Annotated in this window: 13 protein-coding genes and 1 pseudogene; 6 read left to right on the plus strand and 8 right to left on the minus strand. The window is 67.5% G+C overall.

Translation table 11 applies throughout. The features are described from left to right. Nucleotides 1-256 precede the first annotated feature (256 nt). Genes ACT86A_RS11885 through fdhD form a run of 5 tightly spaced genes read left to right on the plus strand, consistent with a single transcriptional unit; the run spans nucleotide 257 to nucleotide 6,218 of the window. The gene (locus tag ACT86A_RS11885; protein WP_445092111.1) at nucleotides 257-730 is read left to right on the plus strand and encodes an NAD(P)H-dependent oxidoreductase subunit E; all 474 of its coding nucleotides are present in this window, start codon (nucleotides 257-259) and stop codon (nucleotides 728-730) included. Further along, entirely contained in the window at nucleotides 727-2,277 is a 1,551-nt protein-coding gene (locus tag ACT86A_RS11890) for a formate dehydrogenase beta subunit (RefSeq protein WP_445092112.1), read from the plus strand. Before ACT86A_RS11885 ends, ACT86A_RS11890 begins: the two co-directional genes overlap by 4 nt. Beyond that, nucleotides 2,274-5,102, plus strand: coding sequence for a formate dehydrogenase subunit alpha (fdhF, locus tag ACT86A_RS11895; RefSeq protein ID WP_445092113.1), 2,829 nt, complete (start codon nucleotides 2,274-2,276; stop codon nucleotides 5,100-5,102). The genes ACT86A_RS11890 and fdhF overlap by 4 nt, the downstream gene beginning before the upstream one ends. Nucleotides 5,103-5,104: 2 nt before the next feature. Then, complete coding sequence (locus ACT86A_RS11900) at nucleotides 5,105-5,323, plus strand: formate dehydrogenase subunit delta (protein WP_445092114.1); 219 nt, start codon at nucleotides 5,105-5,107, stop codon at nucleotides 5,321-5,323. A gap of 58 nt (nucleotides 5,324-5,381) precedes the next feature. After that, nucleotides 5,382-6,218 (plus strand): formate dehydrogenase accessory sulfurtransferase FdhD, encoded by an 837-nt coding sequence (gene fdhD, locus ACT86A_RS11905; RefSeq protein ID WP_445092115.1) that lies wholly within the window; start codon nucleotides 5,382-5,384, stop codon nucleotides 6,216-6,218. A gap of 55 nt (nucleotides 6,219-6,273) precedes the next feature. Here fdhD and ACT86A_RS11910 read toward each other — a convergent pair whose 3' ends face one another. The 5 genes from ACT86A_RS11910 to ACT86A_RS11930 form a co-directional block, all read right to left on the minus strand. Next, nucleotides 6,274-7,233, minus strand: a complete 960-nt coding sequence (locus ACT86A_RS11910) for a LysR family transcriptional regulator (RefSeq protein WP_445092116.1) — start codon at nucleotides 7,231-7,233, stop codon at nucleotides 6,274-6,276. Nucleotides 7,234-7,556: 323 nt separating this feature from the next. After that, a complete protein-coding gene (locus ACT86A_RS11915) occupies nucleotides 7,557-9,125 on the minus strand; it encodes an esterase-like activity of phytase family protein (RefSeq protein ID WP_445092117.1) in 1,569 nt (522 codons plus the stop codon). Between the two features lie 292 nt (nucleotides 9,126-9,417). Continuing rightward, on the minus strand, nucleotides 9,418-10,425 hold the full coding sequence (locus ACT86A_RS11920; RefSeq protein WP_445092118.1) for an esterase/lipase family protein: 1,008 nt from the start codon (nucleotides 10,423-10,425) through the stop codon (nucleotides 9,418-9,420). Between the two features lie 60 nt (nucleotides 10,426-10,485). Further along, nucleotides 10,486-11,127: a PadR family transcriptional regulator gene (locus ACT86A_RS11925; protein WP_445092119.1), complete on the minus strand. Its 642-nt coding sequence runs from the start codon at nucleotides 11,125-11,127 to the stop codon at nucleotides 10,486-10,488. A gap of 336 nt (nucleotides 11,128-11,463) precedes the next feature. Beyond that, nucleotides 11,464-12,942: an MFS transporter gene (locus ACT86A_RS11930; RefSeq protein WP_445092120.1), complete on the minus strand. Its 1,479-nt coding sequence runs from the start codon at nucleotides 12,940-12,942 to the stop codon at nucleotides 11,464-11,466. 168 nt (nucleotides 12,943-13,110) lie between these two features. Here ACT86A_RS11930 and ACT86A_RS11935 point away from each other — a divergent pair, with 168 nt between their 5' ends. After that, nucleotides 13,111-14,025, plus strand: coding sequence for a LysR family transcriptional regulator (locus ACT86A_RS11935; RefSeq protein ID WP_445092121.1), 915 nt, complete (start codon nucleotides 13,111-13,113; stop codon nucleotides 14,023-14,025). Nucleotides 14,026-14,123: 98 nt separating this feature from the next. Here the strand turns inward: ACT86A_RS11935 and ACT86A_RS11940 are convergent. The 3 genes and pseudogenes from ACT86A_RS11940 to metK form a co-directional block, all read right to left on the minus strand. Further along, a pseudogene (locus tag ACT86A_RS11940) lies at nucleotides 14,124-14,309 on the minus strand (hypothetical protein); the annotation flags it as partial. Between the two features lie 66 nt (nucleotides 14,310-14,375). Continuing rightward, a complete protein-coding gene (locus tag ACT86A_RS11945) occupies nucleotides 14,376-16,835 on the minus strand; it encodes a primosomal protein N' (protein ID WP_445092152.1) in 2,460 nt (819 codons plus the stop codon). A gap of 81 nt (nucleotides 16,836-16,916) precedes the next feature. Then, on the minus strand, nucleotides 16,917-18,128 hold the full coding sequence (metK, locus tag ACT86A_RS11950) for a methionine adenosyltransferase (RefSeq protein WP_445092122.1): 1,212 nt from the start codon (nucleotides 18,126-18,128) through the stop codon (nucleotides 16,917-16,919). Between the last annotated feature and the right edge of the window lie 162 nt (nucleotides 18,129-18,290).

Consider the following 18,290-nt stretch of genomic DNA (forward strand, 5'->3'; position numbering starts at 1 on the left):
CGACCCTTTGCGATGTCGGGCAGGTGGACCATGAACAGGTTTCCGACATCTGACGTGGGCGCCATCCGTTCATTCGTGCAGCCCCTCCGGGTCTCACCCACCCGCAATTCGTCTCTCCACCACCCCGTAGAGGCGACGCACCTCACCGGTGGAGCCGACGCGCTCGGGAGGACGCCCGGTTACCTCACGGTCGGCCATGCAGCGGCGGAGATCACAGCGCGGAGATGACAGCAACGAACGAAGTGTGGAGCGTTTCATGAATCAAGCACCGCTGAATCTGCCGGAGCTCGTCCGGTCGGTTGCCGAGACGCATCGGCACAGTCGTGGCCCGCTCCTGGTGGTACTGCAAGAAATTCAGGATCGGCTGGGCTACATCGACCCCGAGGTGGTGCCGTTGGTGGCCACCGAGCTGAACCTGTCGCGAGCCGAGGTGCATGGGGTCGTGACTTTCTATCGCGATTTCCGGTCCCGACCACCAGGCCGGGCGACGCTGCAAGTATGCCGCGCCGAGGCGTGCCAAGCCGTGGGTGCGGATCAGTTGGTGACCTCGCTCGAGCAGACCCTCGGCATCAAGGTCGGAGACACCACCTCCGACGGCTCGACGACGCTGGATCAAGTCTTCTGTCTGGGCAACTGCGCCCTGGGTCCGGCCGCCCGAATCAACGGCAAGGTGTACGGGCGACTCGATCAGGAACAGGTAATCGACATCGTGCGAGCGGAGCAGTCATGATCACGGTCTACGTCCCGCGGGATTCCGCCGCGACATCGGTGGGCGCCGACGAGGTTGCCGTCGCTGTGGAACGCGCGGCCGCGGCCGCCGGTCGTGCGGTGCGGCTCGTACGCACGGGAACCCGCGGAATGCTCTGGCTCGAGCCGTTGGTCGAGGTCGAAACCGAGCGTGGTCGCGTCGGGTACGGTCCGGTTCGAGTCGGCGACGTCGCCGATCTGGTCGAGGCCGGAATGCTCGACGGGACCCCGAACGATCGCTGCCTCGGTCTGGTGGAGGAACTCCCGTGGATGCGCGATCAGCAACGGCTGTGCCTGGCCCGCGTCGGCATCACCGACCCACTGTCGCCGGACGACTACGTGAGCCACGGCGGCCTGGCCGGACTTCGCCGAGCCTTCGAGCTCGATCCGGCCGGCGTGGTGGCCGAGGTGACCGAGTCCGGCCTGCGCGGCCGCGGCGGCGCGGGGTTCCCGACGGGCATCAAATGGAAGACCGTCGCCGACACCGAGGGCGACCTGAAGTTCATCTGCTGTAACGCCGACGAAGGCGACAGCGGCACCTTCGCCGACCGGGTAGTGCTGGAAGGCGACCCGTTCAGCCTGCTCGAAGGCATGACCATCGCCGGTTACGCGGTCGGCGCCGGCGAGGGCTATATCTATCTGCGTTCCGAGTACGCCGACGCGGCTGCCGTGCTCCGCGAGGCGATCGAGATCGCCCGCACCCAGGGCTGGCTCGGCGAGAACATCCTCGGCTCCGGATTCGGCTTCGATATCCACCTGCGCATCGGTGGCGGCGCCTACATCTGCGGTGAAGAGACCTCGATGCTCGAGAGCTTGGAAGGCAAGCGGGGCGTGGTCCGAGCCAAGCCGCCGATCCCCGCCATCACCGGGCTGTTCGGCAAGCCGACAGTGGTCAACAACGTGCTCACCCTGGTGAGCGTGCCCACCATCCTCGCCGACGGCGGGCAGGCGTACGCCGCGCTGGGAGTGGAGCGTTCGCGCGGGACCCAGGTGTTCCAATTGGCCGGCAACATCGCCCGAGGCGGCGTGTTCGAAACCGCCTTCGGCATCTCTCTGGCCGATCTGGTCAACGAATACGGCGGCGGCACGCGCTCGGGCCGGCCGGTGCGCGCGGTACAGGTCGGCGGGCCCCTCGGCGCCTACATCCCCGGCTCGCAACTCGATCTGCCGACGGACTACGAGGGCTTCGGCGAAGCCGGCGCGATGCTCGGGCACGGCGGCATCGTCGTGTTCGACGAGACCGTGGACATGGCCTCGATGGCGCGGTTCGCCATGGAGTTCTGTGCCGAGGAATCCTGCGGAAAGTGCACTCCTTGTCGCGTGGGCTCGGTCCGCGGCGTGGAAGTGATCGACCGCATCGTCGGTGGCGAGGACCCGGATTCGAACCTTGCTCTGCTGAACGACCTCTGCGAGCTGATGACCGAGGGCTCGCTGTGTGCCATGGGAGGTCTGACGCCCAATCCCGTGCGGAGTGCCCTCCTGCACTTCCCCGAGGACTTCACCGCTCGACACCCGGAGGGGACACGATGACACTGTCCAAGAATTGTGATCTCGGCACGCCGGCTCCCCCGGCGGACGCCGCGGCGGTGACGGTAGAAGTCGACGGCCTGCCGGTGACCGTGGGCGAAGGCACCTCGGTGCTGCGCGCGGCCGCACTGGCGGGAGTCGACATCCCGAAACTGTGTGCCACCGACAGCCTCGACGCCTTCGGCTCCTGCCGGTTGTGCCTGGTGGAGATCGACGGCCGGCGCGGGACCCCCGCCTCCTGCACCACTCCGGTAGCCGAAGGGATGCGGGTGCGCACCCAGACGCCGCGGCTCGAGAAGCTGCGGCAGGGCGTCATGGAGCTCTACATCTCCGACCACCCGCTGGACTGCCTGACCTGCCCGGCCAACGGCGACTGCGAGCTACAGGACATGGCGGGTGTGGTCGGCTTGCGGCAGGTCCGCTACGGCTACGAGGGTGAGAACCATCTGAACCTCGAAAAGGATCGCAGCAACCCCTATTTCGACTTCGATCCGTCGAAGTGCATCAGTTGTTCGCGATGCGTCCGCGCCTGCGCCGACATCCAGGGAACGTTCGCGCTCACCATCGAGGGCCGCGGTTTCGAATCCAAGGTGTCCGCGGGCGCAGGCGAGAACTTCATCGACTCCGAATGTGTTTCGTGCGGTGCCTGTGTGCAAGCGTGCCCGACCTCGACGCTGCAGGAGAAGTCCGTCGTCGAGCTGGGCATCCCGACCCGCACCGTGCTGACGACCTGCGCGTATTGCGGCGTGGGGTGCTCGTTCAAGGCCGAGTTGCGCGGCGACGAGCTGGTCCGCATGGTGCCGGACAAGAACGGCGGCGCCAACGAGGGTCACGCCTGCGTGAAGGGCCGGTTCGCCTTCGGCTACGCCACCCACCCCGACCGCGTGCACGAACCGATGATCCGCGAGAAGATCACCGACGAGTGGCGTGTGGTCGACTGGGACACCGCGATCAACTACGTCGCCGAGAAGATGCGCGACATCCAAGAGCGGTATGGGGCAGGTGCGATCGGCGGGATCACCTCGTCGCGCTGCACCAACGAAGAAGTCTATGTAGTGCAGAAGATGGTGCGCGCGGCGTTCGGCAACAACAACGTCGACACGTGTGCGCGCGTGTGCCACTCCCCCACCGGGTACGGCCTCAAGCAGACGTTCGGCGAATCGGCTGGAACCCAGGATTTCCGGTCGGTCGCCAAGGCGGACGTCATCCTGCTGATCGGCGCGAATCCCACCGACGGGCATCCGGTCTTCGCCTCGCGAATGAAGCGGCGGCTGCGCGACGGCGCCCGGCTGATCGTCATCGATCCACGCCGCATCGATCTGGTCCGTTCGCCCCATATCGAGGCCGAGCATCATCTGCAGCTCAACCCGGGCACCAACGTCGCGGTCGTCAATGCGCTGGCCCATGTGGTGGTGACCGAGGGTCTGGTCGACCGGGAGTTCGTGGAGTCCCGGTGTGAGGACTTCGGTCCATGGGCGGAATTCATCGCCCGGCCGGAGCACAGCCCCGAGGCGACCGAGGCCATCACCGGCGTGCCCGCGGACGAACTGCGGGCAGTCGCCCGGCTCTACGCCACCGGCGGCAACGCGGCGATCTACTACGGACTGGGCGTCACCGAGCACAGCCAGGGTTCGACGATGGTGATGGGGATGGCGAACCTCGCCATGGCCACCGGAAACATCGGGCGCGAAGGCGTCGGCGTCAACCCACTGCGCGGCCAGAACAACGTCCAGGGTTCTTGTGACATGGGCTCGTTCCCGCACGAACTGCCCGGATACCGGCACGTCTCCGACGACGCCGTGCGTGATGTGTTCGAGACACTCTGGCAGCGGCCGCTGCTGGCCGAGCCGGGCCTGCGCATCCCCAACATGTTCGACTCGGCCATCGACGGCTCCTTCCGTGGACTCTACGTTCAGGGCGAGGACATCGCCCAGTCCGACCCGAACACGAGCCATGTCTTCGCGGCGCTGGGCGCACTCGAACTGCTCGTCGTGCAGGACCTGTTCTTGAACGAGACTGCCAAATTCGCGCATGTGTTCCTGCCTGGGACGTCGTTCCTCGAGAAGGACGGCACGTTCACCAACGCCGAGCGCCGGATCAACCGGGTGCGCCCGGTGATGGCCCCCCGGAACGGCAAGCACGAATGGCAGATCCCCTGCGAGATCGCGCAGGCCATGGGGTACCCGATGGCATACGACCATCCGAGCCAGATCATGGACGAGATCGCCCTGCTCACACCGACCTTCGCCGGGGTTTCGTTCCAGAAGCTGGACAAACTCGGGAGCGTGCAGTGGCCGTGCAACGACGCGGCGCCCGAGGGGACACCGGTTATGCACGTCGACGAATTCGTCAGGGGCAAGGGCAGATTCGTCACCACGACGTTCGTCCCGACGACCGAGCGCGCCACGCGCAAGTTCCCGCTGATCCTCACCACCGGCCGAATCCTCAGCCAGTACAACGTGGGTGCGCAAACTCGCCGGACCGCCAACGTCGTCTGGCACCAAGAGGACATTCTGGAGATCCATCCGCACGACGCGGAGGTGCGCGGTATCACCGACGGCGCCGACGTGGCGCTGACCAGCCGGGTGGGCGAAACCACACTGCGTGCCATGATCTCGGATCGGATGCCGCCCGGGGTCGTCTACACGACGTTCCACTACCCCGTGACGGGTGCGAACGTGGTGACCACCGACAACTCCGACTGGGCCACCAACTGCCCCGAATACAAGGTCACCGCGGTGCAGGTCGCCGTGCGGACCTCAGCGGTGGGCAACGCGTCGCAACGGGATCAGTCCGACGACCTGGTCCACTCCTCCGGAGCGATGTGACGATGAAAATCTCACCGGCGATGAGGCTGGCCACTGAGATCGCAGCCCAGTTCCGGCACGTGCCACCTCAGGAGGCTGCTGCGACCATCGCGGAGCACATACGCAGGTACTGGGAGCCGCGGATGCGCGCACAACTGCTGGATCAGGTGTCGCACGAAGGCCAGGCGTGCGACGCCCACGTTGCCGCCGCCGCCGATCTGCTGGAAAATACTGCGTTGTGACCCGGCGGCTCAGGGTCGGCGTCCGGTCGGAGCAACGCTGCGAGAAGCGGAAGCAATCATGGGACGAGTGACCACACGGCGACCGGTTGTGCGCATACGGGACGGTCAGCACTCCCAACGACCGGATACTTTGGTGGCCGAGGAACCGCTGGAGATCCGGATCGACGGGCGTCCGATCACCGTGACCATGCGCACGCCCGGCGATGATTTCGACCTCGCGGCCGGATTTCTGGTGAGCGAAGGGGCGGTGTGGGCGGCAGATCAGCTGACCGGCCTTCGCTACTGCTCGGACGCCGCCGCCGAGGGCGGAAACACCTACAACATCGTCGACGTCGATCTCGCGCCGGGCACAGCTGCCCCGGACACCTCGTTGGAGCGCAACTTCTACACCACTTCCTCCTGCGGGCTGTGCGGTAAGGCCAGCCTGGAGGCGGTGCGGACCTCGGCGAAGTGGTCCGTGGCCGATGATCCGCTCGCCATCACTCCGGCAGCGCTGACCACCTTTCCCGACCGGCTCCGTGCTGCCCAGCGGGTGTTCGACAGCACTGGCGGGCTGCACGCAGCCGGGCTGTTCACCGCCGACGGCACGTTGTTGTGCCTGCGGGAGGATGTCGGCCGGCACAACGCGGTGGACAAAGTTATCGGATACGCCCTACGGTCGGGGCTGCTGCCGTTACGGGAGACAATCCTCATGGTGAGCAGCCGGGCCTCCTTCGAGCTCGTGCAAAAAGCTCTGATGGCAGGGATCCCGATGCTCGCGGCGGTCTCGGCTCCGTCGTCGCTGGCGGTCGACCTCGCCGCGGAGAACGGACTGACGCTCGTCGGCTTTCTCCGCGGCAACTCGATGAACATATACACCGCCGTCGAACGCCTGCAACCGAAGACGACCGGCTGACCAACACCCTCGGCAAGACGGCGGCGGCCTCTGCGCAGACCTGCCTGCGGCAAGGTCAGCGACCAAATCTCCTGGAGGAGAACAAATTCGGGTCGGTCGCGCCGCCGGCCCCCGGGTACCCGAGTTCGCTGGCGATATCGGACTCCTGTACCGCGGTTCGCAGGGCCGACGAGACGATGGACGGACCTGTGACCAGTCCCACCGGGGGCGTCTCCGGCTGGTGCGCGATGTCAATGGCCCGGATACCAGCGGGCACGCCACGCGCATGCATCCAGGTATGCGCTATAACGCTCGACCAACGTCCGGTCGCGACATGTGAATACAATGCCTCCACCGTGTCGGTTTCCACGACTGCGGTACTCCGGACACCTGCTTCCGCCATGGCGGAATCGAGCATTTGTCGATTGCGCATGGTTGTCGTCAGGGCGCACAGGGGCAGCCCCGCAATATCGGGCCAGTCGACACGGTCGTATTCCGCCAACGGCCCGTCGGCCGGGGTGAGCAGGATATATCTCTCCCAGTAGAGCGGAAGTATCAGCAACGACTGCGATACCTCGTCGTCCACATAGGTAAGTCCGGCGTCGAGATCATATTCGGCGATTCTGCGCACGATATCAGCCGAGGAGAGTATTTCGATGTGCACGCGGGCAGAGGGGTGCCGGTCCGCAACTGCTTCGGTGACCAGCGGTAGCACCGGCACCGCCGTAGGGATCGCCCCGATCCGTATCGTCGCGGCGAGCCCGCGACGCATCCGGTCGAGATCCGAGCGCAACTCGTCACGTTCGTTGACAATCCGGCGCGCCCAATCGAGTACCCGTAGACCTTCGGGCGTGAACCCTTCGAATCGACGCCCCCGCCGGACTATGGTCACTTCGAGCTCTCGCTCCAGCTTGCGCAGTCCCGCCGATAATGCCGGCTGGCTGACATGACACGCCGAGGCCGCGCGGCCGAAATGCTGGTCGCGCGCGAGGGCGATCAAATACTCCAGTTGTCGGATCAGCACATCGCCGGACATCCACTGATACTAACTGCGCTGCTCTCCCGCGAATCGGTTCCGATCATCGGACCGTCCGCGGGTCCGCACGTCGGTCGACGGACCTGTCGAATTCGGGCTCCGCCCGGACTTTCGCTGATCATTTTCCTGGTGCCCGCCACGACATTTCGATCGCCCGAGCCGCAGCGCGGGACTCCTGGCGGAAGCTCGTGCACGGTGATCGTCGCCCCGCGGCCCGTCCCGCACTCGGTCTCGGACTCCGTCGGAAGTGGTTTCGCCGACAGGGTTCGGGTTGTGGGTGCACCGCCCAGCCGCGGACGGGACACCCACAACCCACTGGTGGGCTATTTCACCGTGAGCGTGATCGTCTTCGTCCGCGTCTCGGCGGGCAACTTGGTGGTGTCGACCAGCAGCACCTCACCCGTGTCCTGCACCCCGTTGGCCAGGATCTTCGCCTTCAGCCCGAACGGCGGCTGATCGCCGGTGGCGGCCTCGATGCCGAAGTCGCTGTCATTGGCGATGTAGAGGGTCTTGCCACCGTCGCGGGTGGCGACACCTTCGATCTTGTCGTGGCCGAAGAACTTGCCGTCGGCGTTCAGGCCGTCCAGCAGGCCGCCCAGGTCCAGATCGGACTTTTTGGTGACCGGCGTGATGCCCGCCTTCTGCAGCGTGGCGACGCCGTCGGTGGTCGACACGGCGCCGACCAGCAGTTCCAGCGGCTTACCGTCGACCAGCAGACCCTTCTCCGGATCGTATTGCGCACCCTGGACCTTCGCCTGCGGGCCGATATCGGTGGCACCGGTGATGTCGATGGTCCACAGCCTCTTGTTGGCCTTGGGCGCCTTGTTGCCATCGCGCTCGTCGACCAGGAAGGTGGTATCGCTCAGCGCCGTGATCTCGGAGACCGCGAGCTTCTGCTTCGGTTCCTGCAGCGGGTACACGAACTCCTTGACGTCCCGGGTCTGCAGATCCACGGTGACGATCCGGGTCATCGGCACCTCACGTGCCGATGCGACGCCCGGCTCATTCAACGCGCTCTGCACGATGCCGACCAACGTGTTGCCGTCCGGGGTCAGGGTGAGCCCCTCCATCCCCTGGTTGGGGGTGCGCAGCGAAAGTTCCTTGGGCAGTCCGCGTCCCGGCCCGAGCCGCTCCAGCTCGGTGCCTTTTGCGTCGAAGTGCACGATGAACGGGCCGTACTCGTCGGACACCCAGAAGCTGCCGTCGGGCATCGCGACCAAGCCCTCGCTGTCGATCCCGTGATCGGTGGGTGGCAGGATCTTCCCGTCGAGGTCGCGGATGGTCTCGCCGGTGGTGGCGGAGATGTCGACCAAACCGTTGAACGGCAGGCCGGCCGGATTCTTCAGGGGAATGGTGGTTTCCAGCACGGCCTTGGTGCCGACCAGCTTGAACTTGGCGATAGCAGGCGTGAACGCCGGTACGGGCGTGAGCTTCTCGTTCTTGGCCTTGCCGTCCACGTTCGGACCGCGGTCGGTGAGACCGTAGAACTCGTCGGTCGATCCGGGCACCGGCGTGAACGCCGACCCGTAACCGCTGCCCGGCAGGCTCACCCCGCCGAACTCGCCGAGCGCCGGAATATCAGTGGTGAACAGCTTCACCGCGTCGGTGGTGGTGACGGTGATGCTGTCGGTCCCGGTGTACCCCGCTGCCGGCGTGTACACCACCGCACCGTCGGCGCGCCGGGTGATCGTGCCGTGCTGTGGATCGCCGATCCCGACCGCGGCGCTGCCGCCGGTCTCGGCCAGCAGCTCATCCAGCGAGATCACCAGTGGCTGATCCTTGGTGGCGGTGAAGCCGCCACCCGAACCCGACGACGAGCAGGCGGACAGGACAGCGGTCGCACACACGGCGACCATGACGAGCACGCTTCTGGTGCTACGGCGAATTCTCACCAAAGATGCATACCGTTCGAGCTCGACCACCAGTTGACGCCGAGCTGAACAGCAACCAGCGATACCCACAGCCGGCCGCTCCGTGCCAACCATCATGCTCAGCCGAACCCCCAGTGTTCCAGCACGTGATCCGCAACGCGCGGTCGTGCGAATCCGTTCGGGGCGCATCGTCGACATGTCGCGCCCCGAGAAGCGAATCGGCACCGGTCGTCTCGACGTTCCCAAAAAGGCGGACTACCTGCACTTTTCGTAAAACCGGGCGGAGTTTCCATCCCTCCGCCCGGCGGCCCGGTCACGAATTCCCGGCGATGATCACTTCGGGGATGCCGGTGCCGAGCGGAACCGGCCTGCACACCGGCGCCGGACTACTCGGATCGAGCAGGCTGAGCAACAACTCCTGTACGAAGGGGTCGTACACCATATGGAAGTGCCCGGTGAGATCGGCCGGGCAGAGATCCTGCAGGGCGATGTTCTGCGCGCCGGGACCGCGCAGGGCGATGTTGCCGAACGGCTGGATCATCTCGTCCACCCGGCTACCGACCGTCACGTACCGCACTCCCGGCACCGTGTCGCCGCCCGCGTTCAGATCGAGCATGGTCGGTGAGCCCTCGGCTTGCTGTACCGCGGCGAGCGAGGTCACTCTGGCGAAGGCATCCAGGGCACCGGGGATCGACTGGACGATCGGCACCAGCCCGTACATCACGCCGCCATAGGTCGGCGAGGCCAGGCCCACCCACTGCCCGACCTTGGGCGCACCGCCGAGCTTGTTGACGTAGTAACGGGTCACACTGGCGCCCTGGGAGAACCCGACCAGATCGACCTTGTTCGCGCCGGTCGCCGAGAGCACTCGGTCGACGAACGCGCCGACCTGGTAGGCACTCAGCACCAGATCCTCGGTGCCATAGCTCTGCGCACCGGGTGCGCCGCCGTAGTTCAGCGCGAACACGCAGAATCCGGCCCCGGCCAAGCGGGGCGCGATGGCCGACCAGTCGGAGTAGGCGCTGGAGTCGGTCCCGTGCGCGAGTATCACCGGCCGCGGATGGGTCGCGCTCGGTACGCAGCCGAAGTCGTTGGTGCCCATCGGGGCTACATGCGGATGGCTCTTCTGGTACCGCGCGGCGGCCAAATGGTCGGGCTGCGGTGGCGCGGCCTGGGTCGGTACGTCGGCTGGACGGAATCCGGCCGGTTCGGCCGACGCCACGCCGGGGCTGAGCGCCGCGGCTCCGGCGAGGACGAAGGCCAGCACGGCGCTCCGCAAGTATGAATAACCCCAAATTCCCGAACCGGTCGGTTGTCGCATAGCACAATGATCCACCCAATCGGCTCGAAATGCCCGCTGCGTCGGGGTGTTTCGCCTCCCCTACTTCTCCGGGGTCTCGTCTTCGGCGAGGATCCGGTAAAGAGATTTGCGAGTCTCGGTGAGCAACTCCGCCGCACGCGCCGCCTGCTGGGGCGTGCCGGCCGCGGCGACCTGCGCGACCGCGCCCATCAACTGCCCCACCAGCGCGCGCAGGTCCATCGCCTGCGCGCCGACATCCTGCTTGACCTCGGCCCACGGATCACCCAATTCATCCCGGTGGGCCGTGACATACTCGGCGCCCGTATCGGTCAGCTTCGCGGTCTTGCGCCCCGCGACCTTCTCGATCAGCACCAACCCCTCATCCTCCAGCTGCGCCAGCGCGGGGTAGATCGACCCGGGGCTCGGACGCCAGAGGTCATCGCTACGTTCGCGGATCTGCTGGATGAGTTCGTAGCCGTGCATCGGCCGCTCGGTGAGCAGCAGCAGCACCGCAGCGCGCACGTCGCCGCGCCTGCCCCGGCCTCCGCGACCGCGACCACGACCGAAGTGCGGGCCGAATCCGGGTCCGAAACCCGGCCCGAACTCCGCTCCGAAGCCATGCCTGCCGCCGCGGCGGAACCGCCGCGCGTGGTCGAAACCCTCCTGACCCGGCAGTGGACCGCGGCCACGCTGTCCGAATTCTCGATGTTCTCCGTATTCCATGTCAGCCTCCCAAGGCTTGCGTGTTCGATTCACACTATCGACGATATATCGGCAATGCATCTAACGCAAGGGGCGCGACGGTGTCCGCATCGGGGTTCCGGGACTGGCAGGCTTGACCAGCAGCTCGGTTTCCGTCGCGCCGTTCTCGTCGAGGGACGCCAACTCACAGGGGTCACCCACCGGCTTCCGCCGAAAATCGGGCGGATTTGCCGTAGTCGCTGGTTGAGGGCGGGTCCGGGGTTCAGGTGGCGGTTGTTTTCGACCCACACCACATTGCGCGCGAGACACAGCTGCGCGCTCTGTGGCTCGGATGTCCGGCTGCCCTGAGTGAGGTGCTTACGGCGTTGGAGCGGCTGGGGGTTGGGTGCCTGTTGCACGAGGCTGGTGGTGGCCTGCGCTGCCGTGTGTTCTCGAGGGGCGCAAGCCGATGGCGACGACAGCGGCGGCCAGCAGCACTACGGCCCCGATGAGGCCGAGCCCCCGGCCCATGCCATCGGTGAACGCGACAGCATCCAACCTGTGGCCGGCGTGAGCGCCCAACGCGACGCCGATGACCGCGACGCCGAGCGCGGCACCGAACTCCCGCGCGGCGGTGTTCAGCCCGGCACCGAGGCCTGACTGCTCGCGGGGCAGCCCCGTCACGACGCCGCCGGTCAGCACCGGGGCGCACAGTCCGAAGCCGGCCGACAGCACGAGCAGATACAGTGCGTACACCGGATACGGTGTGGCGGCCGACGCGGTGGCCAGCACCAGCAAGCTGATGCCGAGCACCGCGAGCCCACCGGCCGCGGGCAGGCGCGGGCCGATGCGGGCCTCGATACGCACTGCCAGACGCGGCACGAGGATCATGCCGACAGTCACCGGAAGTACCGCGAGCCCGGCGGGCGCCGCCGAGAAGCCCTTGACGATCTGCAGGTATTGGGCGTTCACGAAGAACAGCGCGAACAACCCGAAAAAGCTTGCTGCCGTGCCCAACAGGGCGACGCGCAATGTGTGGGAGCGGAACAGGCCCGGATCGACCAGCGGATGCGGCACGCGCCGGGAATGGATCACCATCGCCGCGAGCAGCAGCGCGCCGGTCGCGAAGCCGGCCAGCACCGCCGGTGCGGTCCAGCCATCGCCCGGGCCCTCGATGATGCCGTACAGGATCGCGGTCGACCCGGCGGTGAGCAGCACCGTACCAATCGGATCCGGGCTCGCCGCACGGCGGGGTGTGCGCGGCGTCACCCGCCATACCAGCACGGTCAGCGCCGCGGTGATCGGTGCGATCGCCCAGAACAGTGCCTGCCACGGCAGGTACTGCTGCAGCAGGCCGCTGCCGATATTGCCCAGTGCGCCACCGAGACCCACCGACAGCGTCCACGCAGCCAGGGCTTTGGCGCGCGCCTGTGGCGTGCCCGACAACTGCACCAGGATCGACATGGTGGCGGGCATGATCAGTGCAGCACCCGCTCCCGAGAGCGCGCGTCCCGCGATCAGCACCGCCGCGTGCGGGGCAAGCGCGCTGGTGATAGCGCCGACCGAGAACAGACCGAGCCCGGACAGTAGCGCGCCCCTGCGGCCGTACCGGTCACCGAGCGCTCCGGCCGGAATGAGCAGCGCGGCGAACACGATGACGTAGGCGTCCACGATCCATAGCTGCTGCTCCGCGGTCGGCTGCAGCGTTGAGGCGGCGAGTTTCGGAATGGCGAGATTGACTGCGGCCACCATGCTCTGGGCGGCCATCACACACGCGCACAGGGTGAACAGTACGAGACGCGAGACGGCGTGGTGCGTGTCCGAGTACGTCGCAGCGGGCGTCACGGTCGGGGGCATTGATGAAATCCTTTGCGAGCGAATTCAACTCGGGTGTTTCGCGGCAGTCGGTGTGGCGATCCGGGTATTCGCTGAGCCGCGAATTCGACGTGGAACTGCCACGTCACAGCGGATTCGACGCTAGGGTGAATTACGAAATTACTCAAATGCAATATTGGAAAGAAATAGATGCGTGAAACGCAATCGAATGGCCCGCGTGGCCTGGACCTGAACCTGCTGGAAGCCCTTGACGCCCTGCTGACCGAACGCAGCGTGACCGGTGCCGCCGATCGCTTGCATCTGTCCGAACCCGCTGTGAGCCGAGCGCTCGGACGGATCCGGCGCGCACTGGGCGATCCGATCCTGGTGCGTGCCGGCCGGAACATGGTGCCCACCCCCCATGCGCTGGCCATCGAGGCCGAGGTGCGTGACGTAGTGGAGCGGGCACGGGCGCTGTTCTCGGCAACGAACGTCGACATCCGCAGCGTGGCGCGCACCATGACGATGCTCGCGCCCGATCTGGTGATCGCCGCCTACGGTCCGGCACTGCTGGCACGCACGGCTGCGGAGGCGCCGGGCGTGCGCCTGCGATTCCTGCCGGAAAGTCACGTCGACCTCCCCGTGCTGCGCCAAGGGGAAGCCGATCTCGAAGTGGGCTTGATCGACAGCCGCGCGCCGGAGATCCACCGCGAGCCGCTCTACCAAGACCGGATGGTCGGCCTGGTCCGGCCCGGTCATCCGCTGCTGCGGCCCCGGCGCATCACCGTACGCCGATACGCCCAGGCGCGGCACCTGGTCGTGTCACGCCGCGGCCGCAGCTACGGCGCCATCGATGCGGCGCTCGAGCAGCAGGGGTTTCACCGCAATGTGGCAGCGATCACCGGCACCTCCCCGGCCTCGCTGTTCCTGCTGCTCGGCAGCGATCTCGTCGGCCAGATCCCGGCCCGGATGAGCCACGTCGCCGAGCGGGTCGGGCTCGTGGTATTCGACCTGCCGCTGGACTTGCCGTCACTGCCGTTCGCCATGGCCTGGCATCCGCGCCACGACGCCGACCCCGCCCACGCGTGGCTGCGCGAGCGGGTGCGGGAACTGATGGCAGCGTAGCGGGCGAGCACACAACCGAGGTCTGAAATGAAGCCGACGGAAGCTCGACGACTTACTCCAGAAAAATGCGCGGCTCTCGCCAGTCAAAACTCCCTTGATCAGCAGAGGGTGTCGCCGACCCGCAGCGACCGGTAACCGGTCGGACCGAGTGCGGCTGGCTCGGCGTCGATGTCGACCTCGATCGCGCCGAAGTTGATGTTCTCGCTGTGTCCCGGAGAGATGTGGGCCGGCACGTCGTCATCGATGCGGCGACCATGACGGCGCATCTGATCGACCGCAAGCCCGATCGGCGGACAGAGCCCGCCGTTCGACGCCTCTCCGACTGGGCGTCGGTTGTGGTCGCGGACCGCTCAGCCGATGTCGATCGGGTCGATCTGGACGCGCAGCGGGGCCTCGGAGCGGTGCGTGCTGCGGACTGCCTGTGCGGCGCGCAGGGCCCTGGCCAGCGCTCCGCCGTGGCCACGGTCGACGCGCAGCAGTATGCGCTCGACCTCGGCAGGGGAATCGCCAGAGAAGGGCTTGCGAGCGCCGTCCGGCAGCGGCACCGGGCCGAGCCGGTCGACAGTGTCGGGAAGCTCGGCCGCCGCGAGCAATTCGGTGATGGTGTCGACGGTGCCGTCGATCGCGGCCAGGCGAACCGCGGGCGGGAAGCCGACCTCGGCACGGGCGGCGACCTCGGCACGGGCCGCACCCACCGGGTCCCACCGGACCAGCGCCTGCACCGTAGGGATCGAGGGTTCGGCCATGACGATGACCTGGCCGTGCGCGCGCACCAGCGCGGCAGCGGACATCCATCGACGCAGTGTGTCCTCGGCAGCCCGCAGATCGGCGCGGGTGAGCAAGGCCCAGCCGTCGAGCAGCAGCGCGACACCGTAACCGCCGGGAACAACGGGTTCGGCTCCCACCGTCGCCACCACAACCTGGGGCCCCTGTTCCACAGTGTCGAGCACCGCGCCACCGCCGGAACCGCGGATCGGCACGCCCGCAAACGCGCGGCCGAGTTCTTCTGCCGTCCGGGCCGCACCGATCACCACAGCGCGTAACGCGCGCGACCCGCACGTGGTGCAGCGGAACGCCGCTTCGGCGATCCCGCACCAGCGGCAAGCAGGACTCTGGGCTGCCCCGCTGGACTCGGCCGGCGATCCGTGCCGTCCGCGCGCCTCTGGCAACGCCAGCGGCCCGCGGCAGCGCCTGCACCGGGCAGGCGTGCGGCACTTCGCGCAGGCCAGCGCCGGAACATAGCCGCGGCGCGGCACTTGAACCAGCACCGGCGCCCCCTCTTTCAGCGCAGCGCGGGCGGCCGCGAAAGCGACGCCGGGAATCCGGACCGAGCGCGCGACCGGATCGCGTTCCAGCGCGATATCGCTGTCGCCGGGGGCGCTGATCCGCGGCGCCGCGTTGCGCACGACAGCTCGGTCGGCGACCATGTCGTGCGCCCAGCCGGAATCGACCACCGCCTGAATTTCCGCGGTCCGCGCGAAACCGGCTGCCACGAAGGCCGCCCCGGTCTCGTGCGCCCGCAGCATCGCCACTTCGCGTGCGTGCGGATACGGTGCCCGTGGTTCGGCGTAGGTGTCGTCGCCGTCGTCCCACACAGCGATCAGGCCCAGATCCGCCGCCGGCGCGAACACCGCACTTCGCGTACCGACCACCACGCGCGCCGAACCGCGCAGCACGGCGAGCCAGCGCCGGTACCGCGCCGCGGGACCGAGCCCAGCGGACAGTCCGACCGCCGAATCCCCCACCAGCAGAACGCATTCCGCCAGCACCCGGTCGAGATCGCGTTGATCGGGCACCATGAGGATCGCGCTGCGGCCCTGGCCGGCCACCACAGCGGCGAGCTCGGCCAACCGCCGTGCCCAGTTTTCGCCGGGTAGCGCCTGCCAGGCCGCGCGCGCCCCCTTTCCTTGCGCGAGGGCGGCGACGAACCCGGTGCCGTGGATATACCGCTCCCAGGAAGCGGCATTCACGTCGACGCCCGAAAGCACCTGTGGCCGCGACAAATCGGCAGGCGGGATGCGGTTCGCGGACGGACCCTCGGCAACGACGTGCCGCTGCGTGCTGCCGTTGGCAGCGACCGGGCGCGGCCCGTCCGACTCCGAAGACCCGTCGGGACCTGACGACTCATCCATGTCCGTCGTCGCCCGGCGGGTCGGTGCACCGGTCCCTGAGCTCGTCTGGCGCGGCTCACCAAGTACGACCACGTCGGTAGCTCCGATGGCCGACTTGCCCGAGGCATCGTCTGTCTCGGCCGTGGCAGCCGAATCCGGCCACGGCGTGGAAGTCGGCACCGTTGCCGACGCATCGGGCGACTGGCCGTCTTGCGCCGACGATGTCGACGCGCCATCGCTGTCGGCCACGCGTTCGCTGCCGGGCTCGTCACCCACCGAGCGCGCACCGGCGCGATCACCGGAATCGACCGAAATAGAATGTGCCGCAGCGGATTCAGCGGGCATCTTCGTCCCTGCGGATTCGGTGCGTGCGTGACGCGGCGGAATCGCCAGGCGCAGGACGTCGGCGCGGGTGCCCGCATAGCGTGCGGCGACCGCGGTGGCCAGCTCGAGGATTTCCGGCGTCAGTACACGCTCACTGGAAACGACCCGTTCGAGCTTGACCAGCTTGCTTTCGTGGTCGCTGCGTGCCAGCCGCGCAAGCAAGAAACCGTCGACCAGACGGCCGGAGAAACGGACGCGCACCCGCACCCCCGGCTGGGCGAGCTCGTCCAGTTCGGGGGGAACCAGGTAGTCGAAGTCACGGTCCAGGTGCGCCGGTGCCAGCAGCGGAAGCACTCGGGCGATCGGCAGCGACACGGCCGCTGAGCCCGCGGCCGGACCGTCCGCCGAGGTGCCGGTGGTATCCGCCGCGGGTTCGTTCACTCCTGCCCGGTCGGGTCAGAGGCCGACGGCGGCGCGCAGCTTGTCCGCACGGTCGGTGTGCTCCCACGGCAGGTCGACGTCGGTGCGACCGAAGTGGCCGTATGCGGCGGTCGGCGCATAGATCGGGCGCAGCAGGTCCAGGTCGCGGATGATCGCACCGGGACGCAAGTCGAACACCTCGGTGATGGCGGCGGAGATGCGCGCCGGATCCACCTTCTCGGTACCGAAAGTCTCGACGAACAGGCCGACCGGGGCGGCCTTACCGATCGCGTAGGCCACCTGGACCTCGACGCGCTCGGCCAGGTCGGCCGCGACGACATTCTTCGCGACCCAGCGCATGGCGTACGCGGCCGAACGGTCCACCTTCGACGGGTCCTTGCCCGAGAAGGCGCCGCCGCCGTGGCGGGCCATACCGCCGTAGGTGTCCACGATGATCTTGCGGCCGGTCAGGCCCGCGTCACCCATCGGACCGCCGAGCACGAACTTGCCGGTCGGGTTGACCAGGAGGCGGACGTCCGAGGTGTCCAGGCTCGACACTTCCAATTCGGCGAGCACCGCGTCGACGACCTTCTCGCGGATATCGGGGGCGAGCAGGTTGTCCAGGTCGATGTCGGCGGCATGCTGGGTGGAGACGACGACCGTATCGAGGCGGACCGGGCGGTCGCCGTCGTATTCGATGGTGACCTGGGTCTTGCCGTCCGGACGAAGGTAGGGCAGCACGCCGGACTTGCGCACCTCGGTCAGCCGGCGCGACAGCCGGTGCGCGAGCGCGATCGGCAGCGGCATCAGCTCGGGGGTGTCCTTGGTGGCGTAACCGAACATCAGGCCCTGGTCACCGGCGCCCTGCCGCTCGATCTCGTCGTCGGATCCGCCGACCCGCGCCTCGTGCGAGGTGTCGACACCCTGCGCGATATCCGGCGACTGCGCGCCGATTGCGACATTCACACCGCAGGAATTCCCATCGAAACCCTTTGCCGAAGAGTCATATCCGATTTCCAGGACCTTTTCCCGGACAATTCGCGGAATATCGGCGTATGCCGACGTGGTGACCTCACCCGCGACATGGACCTGACCGGTGGTGACGAGGGTCTCCACCGCGACCCGGCTGCGCGGATCCTCCGCGAGCAACGCGTCGAGGATGGAATCGCTGATGGCATCGCAGATCTTGTCCGGATGACCCTCGGTCACGGACTCACTGGTGAAAAGCCGACTGCCGGACGTGCGCACAGTTCTTCCCTCTCCCTCAACGGTTGCTCGTATCGGCTTGCGACACTAACGCGATGTCGCTCCCGCGCAACCCTTACCTCTCACACTATTCCAAACCACCGACACGGCCGACCCCGGCGGGCAGCCATCCCGGACGGCTGAACCCGCAGCGTCACGGCGGTG

The organism is Nocardia glycosmidis (assembly GCF_052545115.1).